We start from the raw sequence: 17,436 nt of genomic DNA on the forward strand, positions 1-17,436 counted from the left end.
CGACTTATTTGTTTGGGGCCGCCTGGTTTTTAATACTGCCCAGGCCGGTTATCAGAGCGTCGCAAACCTGATCGTGGTTCAGGGCATCGCCCCGAATCGTCAGATCGGCATAGCGGGAATACAGGGCGGACCGCTCCTCATAAAGCTCTAAAAGCGATTGGTCCGGCTTCTTTGAAATACCCCGCAAGCTATAGTCACCAATCCGTGCAAGCGCCGTATCCAGAGAGATGTTGAGGAAGACAACGGTGCCTCCGGTCTTGAGATGCCTCATGGCTGCGTCACTATAGACGGCGCTGCCACCGGTGCTGATGACGTGCTGTTGCACAGTCAAGTTCAACAGCACCTGCTCCTCGGCCTTCCGCAAAGCAACGTATCCATCCTGGTCAACGATCTGCTGAAGCGTACGGCCGGTTTCTTGCTGTATCAACAAATCGGTGTCGATAAAGCCCAGTCCGAGCCTCTTGGCAACCAGCACGCCCACCGTACTTTTACCGCTGCCGGGCATACCAACAAAAACGAGGTTCTGGGACTTTTCTAGCATGTCGTACACCCTGATTTGCGATACCGCTCAACCTTCAATCTTCAAAACTCATCCTTTTTTCCGTGCTTCTGCCCGTCGACAGGCTGCGGCGGTGAACAGCACGTCGGTGGAGGAGTTGAGGGCTGTTTCAGTAGAATCTTGCACCACGCTGATCACGAAGCCAATAGCGACCACCTGCATGGCAACTTCAATTGGCACTCCAAAAAGACTGGTTGCCAGCGGAATTAAAAGCAACGAGCCGCCGGCGACGCCTGAAACACCGCAAGCCGCCAGGGCCGAGACCACGCAAAGAATCAGCGCGGTGGGAAAATCAACCGGAATGCCAAGGGTATTTGCCGTCGCCAGGGTAATCACCGAAATGGTAATAGCGGCACCGGCCATGTTGATGGTTGCGCCCAGCGGAATAGAAATTGAGTAGGTGTCTGGATCCAGCTTCATGCGCTCACACAGCGCAAGATTGACGGGTATGTTAGCCGCCGAGCTGCGGGTAAAAAAAGCGGTGATAGCGCTGCCGCGCAAGCATTCGAACACCAGCGGGTAAGGGTTGCTGCGAATCTGCCAGAACACCAGTAGCGGATTCGTTACCAGCGCCACAAACACCATGCAGCCGACAATAACCCCTAGCAACTGGCCATACTCCAGCAGAGCACCCAGGCCTGCCTCTGCCAGCGTAGTGGCAACAAGCCCGAAAATCCCTATAGGCGCAAGCCGTATGACGCCACGAACAATGCCGGACACGGCGTCAGAAAGGTCGTTCAGGCCCTGGCGCGTGGCCTCGCTGGCGTTACGCAACATAAAACCAAGACCAATCGCCCATGCCAGAATGGCGATGAAGTTGGCTTCCATCAGCGCTGTGACAGGATTGGCGACGGCGCTGAGCAATAAATTTGTCAGAATTTCGCCAACACCCGAAGGCGGATTGCCAGTCACGCCCGTCAGGTCCAGGGTTAGCTCTGTGGGCATCAGAAAGCTGGCCACCACTGCAACCACGGCTGCGGCAAGCGTTCCTGTTATGTAAAGAATCAACACCCCGCGAATATGAGTGGGCTGGCCCTGTTTGTGTCCTGAAATGGCTGCAGCCACCAGAACAAAAACCAACACAGGCGCCACGGCTTTCAATGCCGAGACGAACAGCTGACCGAGAAGCGCAAAAGAGCCCGCAGCCTCTGGCGATATCATGACCAGAAGCACACCGGCAGCAATGCCGATAGCGATCTGAGAAACCAGACTCAGCCGCATCACAGATCGAAAAACAGAGCTTAAACCAGCAAGCATGAAAACCTCAGGGTGTGATTTTGAAAACGGATAATAATTTGGTCGGCGATCAGGGAAGTTGTCGAGCCGGCAGGTCGCCGCCACAGTAAACGCCTGGTAGCGTTATGGCAACGCAAAGTTTAGAAGCGTAAACGAGCTTTTGATTTGGCAAAACGATTCCGATCATCTGTAATTCCCATACCGCTTAAATTCAATTTTTTCGATGAATGCTGAACTGGAAACAGTTCCAGATATTTTTCACGCCGGAGATTCCGTGAACGGCTATGGTGCGCCACGAGGTTACGCAAATAACTCAGGCTGAACAGCCAGCTTTTGAATACCTGCCAGTCGTTCACGCCGTAACGGTTGGCTATGACCAGCTGATCTTCAGTCATAGTCCCCGGCGGGCTCCTTCAGCATTATGAAATGCTCAATCAGCCGGATCATCAGGGTTTTCTGATCCGGCAGGCTCTCAGCGACCAGAAGGGCCAACGCCACCAGGGTATTGTCATTGATAAGTTGTTCTACCGGCTTTGCCAGCAAGGACGCGTTGCGGCGCAGGTACCACAAAAACAAAAAAGAGCCGCAGCGCTTGTTGCCGTCGGCCAGCGGGTGGTTTTTAATCACGAAGTAAAGCAGGTGAGCGGCACGGGTGGCGATGTTCGGGTAGAAGAGTTCATCACCGAAGCCCTGTTCTATGGTGGCAAGTGCCGATGTCAGGCCATCCCCGCGTAGCTGGCCGAACAGTTCGGTGGCTTCGCCCTTGGCAATCAGTGTTCGCTTCAGCTCGCCAATGGCTTTCAGCGCTTCGTCCAGCTCCAGTGGCTGCATATCAAGCTGCTTTATACCTACTTCGGCCAGTTGCTGTTCGTCATAGCCTTGTAGCAGACTCCATGAACGAGCGTAGTCACTGATCACCCGGGCAACGGCTTCGCCTTCGGTGGACACCAGGCCTTGATTAGTCAGGGTGCGGCTTAGCAGATTAACGGCCTGCTCGAACTCTATGCCGCGTTCCGTGAGTCGGCGCTGGTTCAGGGTGTAGCCTTGCACCAGGTGATCTTTCAGTACCTGCGTGGCCCACTGCCGGAACTGAGTAGCGCGCTTTGAGCTGACCCTATAGCCAACGGATATTATGGCATCCAGGTTGTAGTGTGTGATGCTCCGGCGAACCTGTCGCTTGCCTTCCTGCCGAACTACCGAGAAATCCTCGGTAGTTGGAACTTCCTTCAGTTCACCCTCTTGATAGATGTTCTTCAGGTGCAAACCGACGTTATCCGCTGAGGTGTCGAACAGTGCTGCCATCTGGCTTTGATGAAGCCAAACCGTCTCCTGTTCCAGCGCCACTTCAAGCTGGGCTTGGCCATCGGTTGAGGTAAAAATCCGTATTTGTTGTTCAGTCATGACATCTCCTTGTCGTTTTACTCAAATAACACAGTATAGCGTGTACTTAGAGCCCGGCCAGACAGCTACTCCCGCTATTTCAGCGAACTACTGTAAACACCGGTCTAAAAGCGCTGCTATTTGCCGAATATCAACTGGTAACCCATACCGCTAATGCCCGAACCTGCGTTTAGCCAGTGATCTTTGGCGGGGTTGATGTTGTTAAACAGCGAACAGTTACTGCGGCCAAAAGCTTCTAATGTTTGTTCCCAAAATGCCAGTCGCAGAGTATGGCGGTTTTTCTGTTCGTGGCTGGCGTTCTTTTCTTCGGCTTCTTTGGCCATCATGCCGATCATGAAGCTTTGTCCAGCCCAGCAGCTAATGTGCTGACATTGTAACGCTGCACTGATATTCCCCCTCGCTGTAAGACGAGTCTGCAATCAAAACGTTTTCTCGGCATAGTGGACGGTTGGCAAAGTAATTGGCCGCTTCTTGCCTTGTCTGTGACTCTCTTCGATAAGGCTTGTTGGTTGGGTATTTGAATTTATGCCGTACAGAACCCATGCTGCCATTGCGGTGTTTTACCTCGGCTTTGATTCGTGGCTGAGTCAGGCCTAGGCCGTCTGGTGATGCCAGTACATCTACGCTTCGGTCTGGGCCTCGTGCCGATACCCGAGTCTGGTAGCCCATGGCCCGGAGCAAGGCGGCGGTAAGCTCTTCCATTTCCTCGGGATCAAGACTTTGGATCTTGTCTTTAATGAGTTCATGACCTTTTGACCTCACCTCCTCACGGAGCAAATCGAACTCAGCTTCGACGGAGGGTGTATCTGCTATTGGAGTGTGCTCAGAAACAGGTTTTCCGGCCAGTCTATCTTCTACTTCGTTGATGACGTCGGAAGATAGAGAAAAGAGCGTCAGAACGGAGCCCAAGCTATTACGCGCTGACTGTGAGAGCTGGTCTCGGGAAACGCGCCCTCGCCATTTGACCTTACGAATGCTCGCAAATTCGCCCACTAACTCCTGTTCGGAGCGAAACTCATACTGACCTTGGTCTTCCCCAACCAGATATTCACGGTATTCTTGACTATAGGTGACGAGCAGGTCGCCTTGTTGTATGTCGTCACGGAATTTGCGAATCATTGCGACGGCATTAGCGGTTCTGCCTGGCTTGGCGTTTCCGAAATGATGGATACAAGCCTCGCGCAGCGCTGCGGCGCTGGTGTACTGGCGAAGGTCACCCAGGTCGTTCCAGCCAATCCCCACGCACTTTGAGTCCTCGAAATCGTCGAAGTAGCGACCACTATTGCCGGCCCGAATCATCCATCCGTTTTTCATGTTTACTCCATTGCTCAGTGTTGGCACTTGATTGTTGGGCGTTCAATTAATAATATTGCGGCTAACACGACCCCTGCCTCTTGGTTCCGATTGGAGCTTACGCGGGGGTTATTTTTTGTGTTTTTGTATAACAACGGTTGTGAAATTTAACCCTCATGGTTAATATCGTTCCCAACACGGCCCCAATCTGTGGATCCGCTTTGGCGGTGAAACTGCTGCGGGGTTTTTTATTGCCTGCGTTTCGGGAAACAGTCCCAGCTTCTCCATTCTTCCGCTACGCCAAACGCTCCCCAGCCAATTCCCAATTGCTCGTTTTCTGGAAATTCTGCCAATAGTTCAGAGAAACGCTGCCACCAGCTAGAAGCGGGGTTGATGGCGTTGAGCAGCTTTTTGCAAATACAAAGGAGCAAGAACGGACGGGCAACAGTGTGTTCGTTGCCGGGTTCCCACGCTGCCTCAAAGCCGCGGACCATGCCTGTGGGCGGTTTCTGGGGCTGGTCGATAACGTTGCGGTTCCAGAGCCGGCTGTGGTGCGCGCAGACGTTGCGAAGGTAGCTGAGACTGCGCAGCCAAGAGGCCAGGGTCCGGCCATTCTGAACGCCATATTTTTCAGCAATAACATTTTGGTCTTCCGGGCGCATACCGGCATAGAGTTCTGACAATGTGTTGAAGTCCCACACCTCGCAGGCGATCCAGATGGGCAAAGGCAGGCCATATTTATTCTTGTTGTGTCTGATGAAGTCTTCTTTAGAACGAGAAACCTGGATGGCCTGTTTTTTCATCCAATCTACGTGCCGGGGTACGCCGGTTCTGCTATCAACTTCCTCGGCAAAACCAGCAAAAAGCAGATGTGGCTTCAAATAGGCGAACGGTTCGTACTTGCCGAGCGTGTGCGCAATGTCCACCCGCAGTGCGACCTCGATACGCTCAAGCGCATCCAGAACCAGCAGCCGCAGCCTCTTGTCGAAGACATATAGGTGAACCGCTGCTTCAAAAGACGAGCCCGGTTTGAAGCTGTCCAGAACGGTGCTCGTTTCCTTGGTCTTCTTTCCTCTTTTAATGCCTTTGCCAATAGGACAAAAAAGCCCGGAGCGCTCCCGAAAGGGGTGCCAGTAGCCGCTCAGGCGGTAATAACCGATGCGTTCAAGATACTCGAGAGCTTTCACTTCATCCGTGACGGCAAGGCCTCTCGCCTTTAACTGTTCGAGCTGTTCCGGGTAGCTCAACCATGGCTTTTCATACACGTAGAAATCATCCCTGTTTTGTCAGTTGAGTGCTTTTTCGACGACCGCCTCGGCCAATTGACAGCGGGTTTTGCTGGCTTGGTTCAGGCATTCCTTTAATCGGTCGCAGAGGGCCATGAGTTCATCGACTTTTTGGACGATGCGGTGTTGCTCTTTGGCAGGGCAAAGCGGCATCGGTGCAGCTTTAAGCTTGTCCTGCGAGATGTTCATCTGACTTTCCGCCATACCCGATTTAGCGCTTTCCAGATACCGAAAGGTTTCACCGGCATTCAGGCAAAGGCAAACAAACTGTTCAGAAAGCCCCGCTTCAACCAGGTGAAATCGGATGATTTTGTCAGAAATCATTAGCTTGGAACGGGTTTCTTTAACTACACAGGAAATTCCTACCCGATTTTTTGGGCCTGCGCGAGTTATGAGAATGTCTCCGCTACGTACTTCATACTGTTTCTTTGGAGCTTTGCTGGTGGGGAGCTTCTTATTCTCATGCTCCAAGTAACTCATTATTTGCACTGCCGTGGTCTTCAATACTCCCCAAGCAGCAGGCTCTGCTGGCTGAGGTGGGCACGCTGGGCTCCACCCTGCGTCCATCAGGCTGATCAATTCACCGAGGTTTACCCATGACCAGCTTCGAGGGATGCTGGGAAGGTTTGAACTATCCTGTTGGTGCAGTGCCTTGGGCAGTTTTATCTCCTTTGCCTGAATGCGGCGCTGCTTCTCAAGGCAAATTTTTTCAAGCAGTTCGGGAGTTGACTCGTCCCCAGCATCCTGCTCCACCAAACGCCCCATCACCGCCAGTTGCAAAATGGTCTGCTTGAGCTTGTCGATACTCTGTCCGGTAGTGAACAGGGTGTCGAAGTGGGCGGCGAGGCGGGCCCAGTTGTCGGCCAGTTCGGTGGCGTTTTTGGATTGGGTGAGGGTGCCGAGCAGGGTGTCCACGAGGGTTTCATGGGCTTCGAGCTGGTCGCTGGTTTGTTGCTCCAATCGGTCGCAGAGGGCCATGAGTTCATCGACTTTTTGGACGATGCGATGTTGTTCCCTCTCTGGCGGTAGCCCTATGACTGTCCCTATAATTTTTTCTCGAGATATATTGGGCTGCGCACCACCCGCACCCATAGCAATAAACCGGGGACGGTAGGTTTTAAGCAGTAACAGTAAGAATCGGTTGGAAATTTCTGACCATGAAGTACAGGCACATACAGCCTGATTAGTAGTGCCAGCGACTTCTAGGATTGATGCCTTTCCAATTGTTGCGCCGTACATGGCAATTAGTACGTCCCCAGGTGAGTTCATTCGCACAGACGTTTCTTTAACAGCTAATTTGGTAATGGACTCTTCCGATACGGCGATAAAGTCGTCAGCAAGCTCGCCAGATTTGAACCATGGAATTTGGCCGTTGTAGTATTGTGAGTTACCGCGCTTCGGCGTAGCCCCAGCACCCCAAATGCCGATGTCGTTTAATCTGCAGTATTCCCAGTTTTTTGGGATGGAGTATGGGTGTTCGGGGGCTTCAACTTTAGGAAGCTCTTTGGGATTTCTGAACTTTTTCGCTTTTACCTGGGTATTTTTTTCACTGCAGATACTATCAAGAAGCTCTAAGGCGGTTCCCTCATCGGGGGCTTGCTCAACGAGTTTGCCTTGAATTGCCAACTCCAAAATCAACTCTCGCAGTCTCTTAATTCCGGTCAGCTCAATCTTGCCGCTGCTTCCTCGGCCACGGGTAGATTTCTGGGTTACCGCACTTGTCCACAAATCCAAGTGCTCGGTAATCAGTTCCCGCGCACTCACGCCTCACCTCCGGCGTTCTTATCACTTAGGGCATCGGCCAAAATATCCCGCAGCTGGCCACGAATCCCCTGAATCTCGACCTGCTGCTGTTCGTACTTGGCGAGAAGTTCGTCCGGGTCATGATTGATCAGCTCACCCTGGTGCGGATTCTTGATGTCCAGGTTGTAGTTACGGGCTTTGATGTCGTCGATAGACACTTTCCACGCCTGCTCGGTTTCCTCACGGCTGGCAAAGCCTTCAGCCTCATCGCCCCACCAGTCGATTTCCGTCTGAAATTCCTCAAACCGCATGGGCTTGGTTTTGTTGTAGTTTTTCACGCCGTCCGGGTAGGGATGTTCGTAGTACCACACGTTTTCGGTGGGCTTGCCTTTGGTGAAGAACAGCAGATTGGTTTTGATGCCGGTGTAAGGGCTAAACACGCCATTAGGCAAGCGCACGATGGTGTGTAGGTTGCACTCGGTGAGCAGCTTTTCCTTGAGACGGGTTTTCATGCCTTCGCCGAACAGGAAACCGTCTGGTAGCACCACCGCAGCGCGGCCACTGTTGCGTAGCAGGTGGATAAACAGAGTCATAAACAGATCGGCGGTTTCCCGTGTACGGAAGGCGCTGGGGAAGTTGGTTTCTATGCCGTCTTCTTCCATGCCGCCAAAGGGCGGGTTGGCGATGATGACATCTACCCGTTCTTTTGGGCCCCAGCTAATCAGCGGACGGGCCAGGGTGTTGTCGTGCTTGATCTGGTCGGGGACTTCGATGCCGTGCAGTATCAGGTTGGTGGTTGCCAGCAGGTGGGGCAAGGGCTTTTTCTCGACGCCGATGATGGTTCTTTGAAGGGTCTGCTCATCCTGCGGCGTTTGCACATAGTGTGCTCGCTTGTGGTCGATGGTGCAGGTAAGGAAACCGCCGGTGCCGCATGCCGGGTCCATCACTTTCTCGTTCAGCTTTGGATCTACCCGATTCACCATGAACTGGGTAACCGCTCGGGGTGTATAAAATTCACCAGCGTTGCCCGCGCTTTGTAGGTCTTTTAGGATTTGTTCGTACATATCGCCAAGTTCGTGACGCTCGGCGGACTTGTTGAAATTCACGCCGCTCTGCAACTTGTTGATCACCTGGCGCATCAGCTGGCCGGATTTCATGTAGTTGTAGGCGTCTTCAAACACGTTGCGGATAACCACGCCACGGTAATCGTCGCCGGTGGGCTCCAGGTTTTGCAGGCCGGTGAACAGGGTGTTATCGATGAAGTTCTTCAGGTCGTCGCCGGTCATGCCTTCTGGGTCGGCGGCCCAGTTGCGCCAACGCAGTTGCTCTGGAATCGGAGATTTGTAGTTGTCTTAGAGAACGTCCCACTCCTGCTCGCGGTCGTCAAAAATCTTCAGGAACAGCATCCACACCAACTGGCCTATGCGCTGGGCATCGCCGTCTACGCCAACGTCTTTGCGCATGATGTCCTGAATGGATTTTATGGTGCTACTGATAGACATAGGTAATGCGTTCCTGAGATTTCAGAATTAGGGGGTCATGAAAGGCTGGTGGTTAGTCGATTTTCCGGTACAGCTCTTGTTCCAGACTTCTTACCGCTTCGGTGTAGCCAGGTTTGCCGCCGAAGGCATCAATCAGTTCCATCGGCGCGCCAATCTGGCTGAAGGGCGCGAGGGTGAGGATTTTAACATCCTCAATAGACTCAATGCCGGTATCGGTGTACTTCTGCAGCAGTGCGTCCAGAACCTGGCGGCTGGCACCTTGATATTGACTGAAGTAGTTGTTCTTGCGTACCTGTTCCGCGCGTTCTTTGCGGGTGAACGGTGGCTGGTCGTAAACGATGTGGCAGATCACATCGAACGGGTCTGGCTCGGCGCCCAGCTTCTTGCTGACGTCTTTTATCAGGTCGTCCCAGATAACGCCCTGTTCGGTCAGTTCGTCGATAATGACCTGCTTGCGGTCGGCCTGGTGCCAGCGGCGCAGAAAGTCGTTCAGCGAAGCGTACTGCTGCGGGTGAAGTCTCTCAGGCTTTCGGTGATGAGTTTGCCGTCTGGCCCCAGGTACTGGACTCGCTCGGCGATAACAGCCACTTCAACGTTACCGACCACGTATTTTATCCGCTTTGGCCTGCCGGTTTCTTCCTCTTCACCGCCAGAGGTGTTGCCGTCGTCGTTTTCCCAACCTGACTCTGGGTCTACTTCATAGCCTTCGGCGTCTTCAGAGCAGGGGTGTTCGTCGGGTTCTGAACCGTCGTCTGCTTCATCCGCGTCTGGATTAATTGGGTCGTCGGCTTTGGGCTGGTAAACATTTACCGGGTCGCCATCAAAATCGGGGTCGGCAAACAGTTCGGTGGCTTTTTTGAAGTCCAGAATGGTGAACCAGTGCTTGTTGTAGTCGTCGTTGATGCGGGTGCCGCGGCCGATGATTTGCTTGAACTCGGTCATGGACTGTATGCGCTGGTCCAGCACGATGAGTTTGCAGGTTTGGGCATCCACGCCGGTGGTCATCAGTTTGCTGGTGGTGGCAATAACGGGGTAGCGTTCTTCCGGGTTGATGAAGTTGTCGAGCTCGGCTTTGCCTTCCTGTTCATCGCCGGTAATGCGCATCACGTATTTGCGGTTTTCCTGCACCCGCTTCGGGTTCAGGTTCACCAGTGCTTGGCGCATGCGTTCGGCGTGGTCGATGTCTTCGCAGAACACGATGGTTTTTTGGAAGGGGTCAGAGCTTTCCAGAAATTCTGTGATTTTGCCAGCGACTACTTCGGTGCGCTTTACCAGCACCAGCTGGCGGTCGAAATCCTTCTGGTTGTAAATGCGGTCTTCTATCAGCTCGCCGTGCTTGTCGGTTTGGCCTTTGGATGGGCGCCAGCCTTGCAGGTCTTTGTCCAAGTCTACCCTCACCACTTTATACGGGGCTAGAAAGCCGTCTTCGATGCCTTGCTTGAGCGAATAGGTGTATACCGGCTCGCCGAAATAATCGATGTTGGAGACTTCTTTGGTTTCTTTTGGCGTGGCGGTCAGGCCGACGTGGGTGGCCGTTGAGAAGTAATCAAGAATCTGGCGCCAGGCGGAATCCACCGAGGCGCTGCCGCGATGGCACTCGTCGATCACGATAAGGTCGAAAAAGTCCGGCGAGAACTGTTTGTAGATATTTTGCTCTTCTTCGCTGCCGGTCACCGCTTGGTAAAGAGACAGGTAAATCTCGTAAGACGGGTCTACCGTGCGATTGGTGACCTTGGTCATCGCCTGGCCGAAGGGTTTGAAGTCGTTATTTTTGGTTTGGTCTACCAGAATGTTGCGGTCAGCCAGAAACAGGATGCGCTTCTTTTGTTTGGCCTTCCAAAGCCGCCAGATAATCTGGAAGGCGGTGAAGGTTTTGCCGGTGCCCGTGGCCATTACTAATAGAATGCGGTTCTGGCCTTTGGCTACGGCTTCGACAGTGCGGTTAACCGCCACGGTTTGATAATAGCGAGGTGTGCGCCCACTGCCGTCATCGTAGTAGGGCTGTTCCACGATTTTGCGCGCCTGGCCGCTAATGCCTTTGTACTGGCAATACAGATTCCACAGCGTTTCTGGCGAAGGGAACTCGCTCAGTTGCAGAGTTGTTTCGGTCTGGCCGAATAGCCCGGTGCGGTCGTGGAAGAGGAAGCCGTCGCCGTTGCTGCTGAACACGAAAGGTGCGTCTAGCGCATCGCTGTAAGCCAGCCCTTGCTGCATGCCGTCGCCGAGGTTGTGGTTATTGTCCTTGGCCTCGATGATGGCAATGGGCAGGTTCTTCTTGTAGCTGAGAACGTAATCCGCGCGGCGGCGTTTGCCCCGGGTGTGCAAGCGGCCCCGCACGATGATGCGGCCAGCGGTAAATGACACCTCTTCTCGCACTTGGCTCAACATATTCCAGCCGGCTTGTTCCAGGGCCGGGTTGATGAACTTGGTACAGATATCCCGCTCTGTGAGCTTTTTCTTATCCATGTGCTCGCCGCCTATACATCCCGTTTTCAACCGTATGGTTTTCCGCGGTTTTATGGCTTTAGAGTAGCTTATTTAGACGGGCTGCAGAAGGCTGGGCGGGTTGTTGGGCGTAGCTCAGAAACGAAAAAGCCCGCTGTTAGGCGGGCTAAATCGTTAAATAGTGGTGCCCGGAGGCGGCACCGATTTCGTGTCGCATGCTGTCTCGCGATGTCGCTAACTGTCTGATCTGTATTATGAAAACTTCCTGTAGCCTAAATTCCCTGTATCTTTCTGTCCTATCAGACCGCACCTAGTAGCGCGGTTAATGATGGGGCAGATGATGGGACAATCAGGTTTGGAGGATAGGAAAATGCCGAAATTGGCAGCGGAACTGGGAGCGCTTCAGGTGAAGCGGCTTTCTCACGGAACAGTTAAAAAAGCGAAGAACGGTAAAAAAGTTGGCGACCCGTGCACGACACTGCATGCAGTGGGTGGGGTCTCAGGATTGTGTCTGTATTGTCGCCCACCAACAAAGCCGACGTCGATAGGGGCACGCTCTTGGATATTGCGGACAGTTATTGGAGAGCACCGTGTCGATCTTGGGTTAGGGCCATATCCGGGGGTATCCCTGGCGAAGGCTAGAGATAAAGCGCGTGAAATTAAAGATAAAATCCGATTCGAGGGATATGACCCAATTGCAGCGCAAAGAGCTGCAAAGTCGCAGTTGATTGCTGATCAAGCAAAGCAACGGACTTTCGCCGATGTGGCACAGCAATATTTTGAGAAAAAATGCCTTGAATTTGGGGGGGTAAATCCAGAGAAGCAAGCGCGTCGACTTGAGCAACACCTTAAGGATTATTGCCTACCCTTCCTCGGAAGTATTCTTATGGCAGACCTCGAAACCAGGCATGTTGTGTCAGCACTCAACACGATCTGGTTAGAGAAAACACCCACCGCAGAACGCGTCCGAATTACTATCAACAACATATGTGAAATGGTTGAGAATGACGGGGTACTCCGGCATGGGCTAAATCCAGGGCGCTGGCGGGGTAATCTGGAATATTTTCTTGCATCACCGTCAGCTATTCACGAAGAAGAGCATCAGCCAACAGTAGGCTATAAGGCGCTACCTTGATTCTGGAAATTGTTACAGCAGCGCGACACAATTCCTGCAAGGGCCTTAGAGTTTCAAACGCTGACCGCTGCTCGTCCCGGTGAAGTACGCTTTGCTGAATGGGCGGAAATCGATTTCAAGGAGAAAATCTGGACTGTTCCCGGATGGAAAGTCAAAGGCCGGAAGGATAAGAAAAAGAGCCACAAAGTGCCCCTGACAAAACGGGCCATTGAGATTCTCAAGATGATGCCACGAGATGGCGGCGCTTATGTTTTTCCCGGATATCGTGGCAAAGAAACAATGAGTGAAAATGCCCTCAATTTGACCGTGAAAGAGATTCATCAGGCTGATATCAAGGCCGACGGGCTGGGGTTTGTAGACGTGGAATCCGGCAAAACGGGCACCGCCCATGGCATGCGGTCTGCCTTTAAAGATTTTTCTACTGAGGAGGTGAATGTTGATGACTATGTTTCTGAACTCGCGTTGTCGCATCTCGAAACATCGTCTGCTCGGTCCGCTTACAAGCGGGGTCAGTTGATACCCAAGCGGCGGAGGCTCATGAGCACCTTTGAGAAGTATGTTTCTGCATTTGTAAATTCGGAAAAGCTGTAAAAATTATGCCGATCCGCGGCTAATTGGCCGAAATAGTGAATTAGCTGTTTTGTGGCAAGGACATGACGAGTAAGACTTCACTTAAACTGATAGTGAAAAAAATCCACTGCGTATATGCAGAGTCAACTATCTGGTCCGGTCGGTTCCAGCCAAGTTTTTTCCGAAATGTGGTTGTTTGGCTACTGCTCACGGGATGCGAACTGCGCGTGAGATTTTCGCGATTAAGGAAGCCCGCGTCGATGACCATATTTTGATTGTTGCACTGTCGAGATTTGACACGTGATCAGCTAGGATTTTACGCAGGTGGGGTCAATTTCTTCCTTTGAAACGCCGGAAGTTGGTGATGAGCTTTGAAAAATACATCAGCGAGTTTGTCCACTCGAATACGCAGGTGGGCTAAAACTGGTTGGAATATGCCAGTCAATGGAAAAAGGCCAGCCACGCCTTTTAATGGCTTGGCTGGCTTTGGTAATTTACTTGTCATTAACACACTTCACAAAATTCATTATGGATTTCAGTTGTCAAAAAGCGATTTCGTAAAATCCACCATAACTGTACTACATTCTTCATGCATGCAGCTATGGCGGCATTGCAGCAATTTAGTATGCTAGAGAGATTAGGTCAGATATTCTCATGTACTTCTTTTTGCCAGTAATGCTTTTTTGCTCACCATCCAGTTCATAGGAGGTGGCTAGTCTATAGTCGATTTCAACCGGCTGGTGCGCTGATTTGGCCGACTTCAGGTATGCAATCTTACCTCTGGCAAAGGGGATTAAGCTGCTGAGTTGAAATTGTTTTTGAGCTTCAGGTGGTATGGTTTCAGGAGAAGTCCATGTTTTGGTATAAATTTTATCATTATGATAAAAGCTGAAGTTTTTTAAATATAAATATGAGTCGGATTTGTTTAAAAATACAACATCCCTCCCGTTGATTTCAATATCAATGGCGCTATCTCTTGCGAGTAGGTTTTTTGGATATAAATAAAAATCTTTTTTACTCAGTACTTCGATACTAACAGGTATCTCAAAATGGCCTTTGGAAGAATTAATTTCCATGTTTCCACATTTAATTTCTGTGTCAAAATATGGCGATATTGATGATGGACATGAAACTAAGAGTACTCTTTCAAAATTTTCCCCGCTGGTAGCAGCTAAGGATAAGCTATCTAGATAGCTTATGAGTTTTTTAGTATCGTGATATTCTTTCTTTATATGCCTATATTCAGTAGAAACGCCAATGTCGTGTGAGTCCAAGCTTGGGATTTCAAATCCAGTATTGTTGGCTATTTCTATATTGGAATGAATTATTTCTTTTAGTTCTTCAATATGCGAGATGTTCACGTCTGCTTCGAGAATTCGAAGTTTCGGGTTGTATTCAATCTCTTTTAAAAGCTTTTCATAAGCTTCTGCATAACTTTTTCCAAATGATTGCTCGTCAAACACTACCCTGGCAGGAGGCATCGTCGCCCATAGGCCGAATGTTAAGGTCGTCAGAACGGCCCAGGCTCCAGCTTGGCCAGCATCCATACCTGCGTCAACGCGAAATAATTTTTCTTCCGCAGAGCTGCATTGCTCCTCTTTCTTGGCTAAACCTGTCATACATCCTTCGGTGCGGGTGTCCCATAAGGGCCTATCGTTGCGAAGGCTCACCCAAGGGCCTTCATCCGGCACGTAACCCAAAGTGTAGGAGGTGAATTCATATCCATTTGGAGTCTGCTCTAATTTGGCATAAATCGACCCGTAAGATTCTTTTAGTTCACTTTGGAGCGTTGATTGCTTGATACTGTTCTTCGATGCGCAGCCAGATAGCGCCAATGTTGCTATTGCTAGAACAACTGTTTTTTTCATTTTCTCTGCCTTTTAGTGTGTTAATGGTGGCGGCCCAAGTTTCAAGGAATCGCAAGTGCGTCAATTTTTACTCTTAGATTGACGAATTCTTCGCGGCCGTTCGATACGAAGCCGTGAACAGCACCGTCGAAGAAAATCATCCCAGGATGAAATTCCTGACTCCCCCAAATCATCTGGGTATCGGAATAGATCGTTCTGAGAATGGACAGCCCAAGGGCGGTTTTTTCAATGTTATGCCTGACCGCGGGGTCTATCTTCGGTCCGCCTGGATTGGGCTCAAATTCGAGTTTCCCGTTTACGTCGTAGGTACCTTCCGAATAGAGCCTAACTTCCGCACTATTGCCTGGCAGGGTCTTCCATGCCACTGGAAAACCGATGAGAGATGAAATCGGGTCATCTTTAGGGACAGCGGTTGCTCCGCCCACGTCGATGGTCACCACAATGTCTTTGGGCCAATAAATGAATCGCTCGTCTGGCTTGTTTGCGGGTAACCGCAAAGTGTAGATGGAGTCAGGGTGGTTCTCGCAGCCTTGAGCGCATTCCAGCTTCGTACCTAGCGCCTCGGCAACTAACTCAAGTCGTTTCCGCAGGAGGACGCTGGTAGCAAGTCTTGCTTCTTTTACTGACCCGATTATCTGCCCCTCCACCTCCGCCGGGAGAAAGGCCTGACTGACATATTCCATACTCCCGTCACCAGAAATCAGTCCCAAAACGAGAATTGCCGCTCCCAGTCCAGCGCCCAGATCTGAGGATACTTTGCCTATAAATACATCCGACGCCATTGAGGTGTTGGTGGAATAGTCATGAACTCCCCACTGACGAACGTATTCGGTGTTCAGTACTTTTGACTCCAGCTTTGCACGAGTATCGCTGTCCGCAAGATAGCGGGCCAAGTAGCCCAGACGTAAATATTCATCCTGCGTCAGCTCCACTCTTTCATGATCAGGTGTCTTCCAGACATCTTTCAGCCAGGGTGGGGTCGCGCACCCATACAAGAGAACGCTGAGGAATACAGGGGCTAAAATCTTAAAGTTGCGGGCGGTAATCATTGTTTCTTGGTTTTCTCTGCAGAGACGTTGGGGCAAAAAGGTTGCGCCAAACACCATTTGGCGTTGGGTGAAAGGCGGCTTTTTTCCGGCGCCTTACCAGTTTGGTCCGGCAACCACACGCTGGCGCGAGGATGATATTAAGGAGTTTGAGGCCAGGTCTGCGACTCGTTCATGAGTCGCAGATGTATCAGACGCCACTCAAGCCAGGCAGAATATGCTCTTGGTACTAACTGGCACAGAGGGTAGGCCATCACTACCCACGCCACTTTCCGCAAAACTCTTGGGTGTACTGCAGTTTTAATAGCGGTACAAAGAATAGCCCCAGAATGGACAGTAAAGTTCAACGAACGCAGGGAATCATTCACACCCCGACACCGTATTCCAGCCGGCCTGCAAGTGTTGTTTCACTGCCTACAAGGCCGAACGGAAACACTAGGGCCGCTAATCTTCTGTCGCGCTTAAACGGACTAACGGGCTGATGCAGAGGTTCTGCTCTGTGATGTTAGCCATCGCTTCCTCTTTGCTGCGTTTTATAATTTTTGTTTCGCCGGGCACAACAAATCGCGAGATGGGTTTGTATTCGTAGAACTTCAGCTGCCCGGCCTCGGCCGTCAGCGTCAGCTCGTCTTCAAAGCCAAGCATGTCCGGATGGTCTGCCTCGATAAAATAACTACCCGGCTCCAGTTCAACTCGAACAAAGCAACGCGGGCTCGTGGTCACCGTGTGCTCGTTAATGTAAATATCAAGCGTAAACAATCCGAAATGAGAGTCGCGATCGCGGTAGAGGTACATCACCGCATGCGTTTCTAACGGCGCAAAAGATAATGCAACCGCACCTCCCTGCGACTCTTTGTCGAGGCTCTGAATGGTAGAACACCCATAGGTCGTTAACAGTACAAACGCCAACACAGCAGTTTTCTTCAGCATAAAAATACTCTATGGCTTGGTATCGTTGTTGGTGCTTTACAGCCAACAGGCTAATTGTTTGTTTACTACGGAAGTTGTGACGTAAAACAATACAGGCAATCCGGAGTGCTTTCTGTTTCATTGTGTTAATGGGCGGTCACATTCAGCGGGTAAAGCCAGACAATGCTCCGCACTTTTTGGGATTGACTGAAACTCAATGTGGCGCTAGCGAGGTGTCTGATGACCAGAAAACGACGATCTTTCACGCCAGAATTCAAACAGGAAGCCGCCTTCCTGTCTCAGTTGGGTCAGTATTACTTCGGCGGTGGGACACCATTGATGGCTGAGCTCAAAACGGGCGATGTTGCGCACACGTGAGTTCTTGAGATGACGTGCACTCGCGCATTTTAATAAAGATTGAAAAAAATGACCTGTTTTGGGCT

Annotated in this window: 13 protein-coding genes and 2 pseudogenes; 2 read left to right on the plus strand and 13 right to left on the minus strand. The window is 51.3% G+C overall.

Annotation, left to right across the window (positions count from 1 at the left end):
• Window positions 1-4: 4 nt before the first annotated feature.
• The 10 genes and pseudogenes from ATG98_RS10630 to hsdR all read right to left on the minus strand — a co-directional run bounded on the left by ATG98_RS10630 (window position 5) and on the right by hsdR (window position 11,486).
• Window positions 5-541, minus strand: a complete 537-nt coding sequence (locus ATG98_RS10630) for a shikimate kinase (protein WP_098422934.1) — start codon at window positions 539-541, stop codon at window positions 5-7.
• Window positions 542-589: 48 nt separating this feature from the next.
• Window positions 590-1,816, minus strand: a complete 1,227-nt coding sequence (gene sstT / locus ATG98_RS10635) for a serine/threonine transporter SstT (RefSeq protein WP_098421815.1) — start codon at window positions 1,814-1,816, stop codon at window positions 590-592.
• Window positions 1,817-1,935: 119 nt separating this feature from the next.
• Window positions 1,936-2,190, minus strand: a complete 255-nt coding sequence (locus tag ATG98_RS10640) for an Abi family protein (RefSeq protein WP_098421101.1) — start codon at window positions 2,188-2,190, stop codon at window positions 1,936-1,938.
• Complete coding sequence (gene rhuM / locus ATG98_RS10645) at window positions 2,183-3,196, minus strand: virulence protein RhuM/Fic/DOC family protein (protein ID WP_098421102.1); 1,014 nt, start codon at window positions 3,194-3,196, stop codon at window positions 2,183-2,185. Before rhuM ends, ATG98_RS10640 begins: the two co-directional genes overlap by 8 nt.
• Window positions 3,197-3,312: 116 nt before the next feature.
• Window positions 3,313-3,531 (minus strand): DUF4268 domain-containing protein, encoded by a 219-nt coding sequence (locus tag ATG98_RS10650; protein ID WP_143751186.1) that lies wholly within the window; start codon window positions 3,529-3,531, stop codon window positions 3,313-3,315.
• 22 nt (window positions 3,532-3,553) lie between these two features.
• Window positions 3,554-4,510: a restriction endonuclease gene (locus ATG98_RS10655; protein ID WP_098421103.1), complete on the minus strand. Its 957-nt coding sequence runs from the start codon at window positions 4,508-4,510 to the stop codon at window positions 3,554-3,556.
• A gap of 227 nt (window positions 4,511-4,737) precedes the next feature.
• Window positions 4,738-5,754: an Abi family protein gene (locus ATG98_RS10660; protein ID WP_098422936.1), complete on the minus strand. Its 1,017-nt coding sequence runs from the start codon at window positions 5,752-5,754 to the stop codon at window positions 4,738-4,740.
• Window positions 5,755-5,775: 21 nt separating this feature from the next.
• Entirely contained in the window at window positions 5,776-7,539 is a 1,764-nt protein-coding gene (locus tag ATG98_RS10665) for a restriction endonuclease subunit S (protein ID WP_098421105.1), read from the minus strand.
• Window positions 7,536-9,020: pseudogene (locus ATG98_RS10670) on the minus strand (N-6 DNA methylase). Before ATG98_RS10670 ends, ATG98_RS10665 begins: the two are co-directional and overlap by 4 nt.
• A 52-nt stretch (window positions 9,021-9,072) precedes the next feature.
• Window positions 9,073-11,486, minus strand: a pseudogene (hsdR, locus tag ATG98_RS10675) (EcoAI/FtnUII family type I restriction enzme subunit R).
• A 316-nt stretch (window positions 11,487-11,802) separates the two neighbouring features.
• Between hsdR and ATG98_RS10680 the strand changes: the two are divergent.
• Window positions 11,803-12,600: an integrase arm-type DNA-binding domain-containing protein gene (locus ATG98_RS10680; protein WP_179888118.1), complete on the plus strand. Its 798-nt coding sequence runs from the start codon at window positions 11,803-11,805 to the stop codon at window positions 12,598-12,600.
• Between the two features lie 9 nt (window positions 12,601-12,609).
• A complete protein-coding gene (locus tag ATG98_RS10685) occupies window positions 12,610-13,191 on the plus strand; it encodes a tyrosine-type recombinase/integrase (protein WP_098422940.1) in 582 nt (193 codons plus the stop codon).
• 599 nt (window positions 13,192-13,790) lie between these two features.
• Here the strand turns inward: ATG98_RS10685 and ATG98_RS10690 are convergent.
• The 3 genes from ATG98_RS10690 to ATG98_RS10700 form a co-directional block, all read right to left on the minus strand.
• A complete protein-coding gene (locus tag ATG98_RS10690) occupies window positions 13,791-15,038 on the minus strand; it encodes a hypothetical protein (RefSeq protein WP_098422942.1) in 1,248 nt (415 codons plus the stop codon).
• Between the two features lie 41 nt (window positions 15,039-15,079).
• Window positions 15,080-16,087, minus strand: coding sequence for a hypothetical protein (locus ATG98_RS10695; RefSeq protein ID WP_143751451.1), 1,008 nt, complete (start codon window positions 16,085-16,087; stop codon window positions 15,080-15,082).
• 441 nt (window positions 16,088-16,528) lie between these two features.
• The gene (locus ATG98_RS10700; RefSeq protein WP_098422946.1) at window positions 16,529-17,014 is read right to left on the minus strand and encodes a DUF2846 domain-containing protein; all 486 of its coding nucleotides are present in this window, start codon (window positions 17,012-17,014) and stop codon (window positions 16,529-16,531) included.
• Between the last annotated feature and the right edge of the window lie 422 nt (window positions 17,015-17,436).

Source organism: Marinobacter sp. LV10R520-4, from assembly GCF_002563815.1.
Classification (GTDB): domain Bacteria; phylum Pseudomonadota; class Gammaproteobacteria; order Pseudomonadales; family Oleiphilaceae; genus Marinobacter.

What these genes read in the sequence shown, in the direction of transcription:
- ATG98_RS10640 (WP_098421101.1), bottom strand. Translation starts at nt 2,190, where the DNA reads ATGACTGAAGATCAGCTGGTCATAGCCAACCGTTACGGCGTGAACGAC.
- ATG98_RS10690 (WP_098422942.1), bottom strand. Translation starts at nt 15,038, where the DNA reads ATGAAAAAAACAGTTGTTCTAGCAATAGCAACATTGGCGCTATCTGGC.
- ATG98_RS10695 (WP_143751451.1), bottom strand. Translation starts at nt 16,087, where the DNA reads ATGATTACCGCCCGCAACTTTAAGATTTTAGCCCCTGTATTCCTCAGC.
- ATG98_RS10630 (WP_098422934.1), bottom strand. Translation starts at nt 541, where the DNA reads ATGCTAGAAAAGTCCCAGAACCTCGTTTTTGTTGGTATGCCCGGCAGC.
- ATG98_RS10655 (WP_098421103.1), bottom strand. Translation starts at nt 4,510, where the DNA reads ATGAAAAACGGATGGATGATTCGGGCCGGCAATAGTGGTCGCTACTTC.
- ATG98_RS10650 (WP_143751186.1), bottom strand. Translation starts at nt 3,531, where the DNA reads ATGATCGGCATGATGGCCAAAGAAGCCGAAGAAAAGAACGCCAGCCAC.
- sstT (WP_098421815.1), bottom strand. Translation starts at nt 1,816, where the DNA reads ATGCTTGCTGGTTTAAGCTCTGTTTTTCGATCTGTGATGCGGCTGAGT.
- ATG98_RS10680 (WP_179888118.1), top strand. Translation starts at nt 11,803, where the DNA reads ATGATGGGACAATCAGGTTTGGAGGATAGGAAAATGCCGAAATTGGCA.
- ATG98_RS10700 (WP_098422946.1), bottom strand. Translation starts at nt 17,014, where the DNA reads ATGCTGAAGAAAACTGCTGTGTTGGCGTTTGTACTGTTAACGACCTAT.
- rhuM (WP_098421102.1), bottom strand. Translation starts at nt 3,196, where the DNA reads ATGACTGAACAACAAATACGGATTTTTACCTCAACCGATGGCCAAGCC.